Here is a 1,146-nt window from a genome sequence, read left to right as displayed (position 1 = left end):
CATCCCTATAAATCCGAATTTGCTAACTTATATATCGTCTATGAGATTCTTTAACATTATTCTGATTGACCATTGCATAATGCATCGTCGTATCTATTTGAGAATGCCCTAATAAACTTTGTACCTGTTCTATTGGCATTCCTTTATCAATCGCTTTTGTAGCTACAGTTCTTCGAAATTTATGAGGATGAACTTTCGAGATTCCTAATCTTCTTCCAAGCTGCCTTAATCTGATCTCCACCCCACTTATTTTTAATCTATCATGTGGTAAATCTAGAGAAACAAATAATGCCGGATTATTATCAGTTCTCGCATTTAAATAATTCTTTAAATGAATCTTCGTTCTTGCATCAAAATATACTGGTCTTTCTTTATTGCCTTTGCCAAAAACTACACATTCTCTATTTTCGAAATCAATATCGTTAATATTTAATTTTACCAGCTCTCCAACACGCATTCCTGTTGAGGACAGCAGATCAATAATTGCTAGATCTCTTAAACTTGTACAATTATCTCTAAGCAATTCTAACGTTTCATCAGAATATGTTTCTTTAATTACTTTATCTGTCTTAATCTTATGAATTCTCTTCATCGGACTCTTTAAGATATAATTCTCCTCTTCTAGCCAAGAAAAGAAACTACTTAAATTCCGTCTAATGTTATCTACGCTTGCCTTAGAACAATTATTCATTTTCTGATAATCTGTCAAATATGTGCGCAAATCATCAGTAGTCATATATGTAATACTCATATCGATTTTTTCATTCATTTTAATCAAAGTGGATTCATAATATTTTGTAGTTCTTTTACTACAACCTTCTATTTCTTTAGCAGATATAAATTTAGAGATTAATTCTTCATTGGAATATTTGCAGATCTCACTTATAGAATCCTCCAAAGCTTTAATTTCCACTTTTTCAAAGCATCGAGTTAAAACAAGATCAAGCATCTGCATTTGAGCATTATTTAAATGTTTAAGTAAAGATTGTTCTATTTCTTTGATAATGGTTTCTTTCATACTAATAACCTCCATTACCAACCTCACTCCAACCATTACTCAACTATCCAAAATATTTTTGCATTAAACTATCAAATAATTCTTGTGTTTTTTCCAGTGACTGCTGCACTGCTAATTTTGATTTATCG

1 protein-coding gene is annotated in these 1,146 nt (G+C 30.9%); it reads right to left on the bottom strand.

Annotation, left to right across the window (positions count from 1 at the left end; genetic code table 11):
* Positions 1–22: 22 nt before the first annotated feature.
* Positions 23–1,018: a site-specific tyrosine recombinase/integron integrase gene (xerA, locus tag I2G61_RS16270; RefSeq protein WP_195548479.1), complete on the bottom strand. Its 996-nt coding sequence runs from the start codon at positions 1,016–1,018 to the stop codon at positions 23–25.
* Between the last annotated feature and the right edge of the window lie 128 nt (positions 1,019–1,146).

Source organism: Holdemania sp. 1001095H_141210_F2 (assembly GCF_015558105.1).
In the GTDB taxonomy this organism is placed as follows: Bacteria; Bacillota_I; Bacilli_A; order Erysipelotrichales; family Erysipelotrichaceae; genus Holdemania.
Note: the sequence above shows the minus strand (reverse complement) of the source record. Positions and strands in the feature narration are given on the sequence as shown.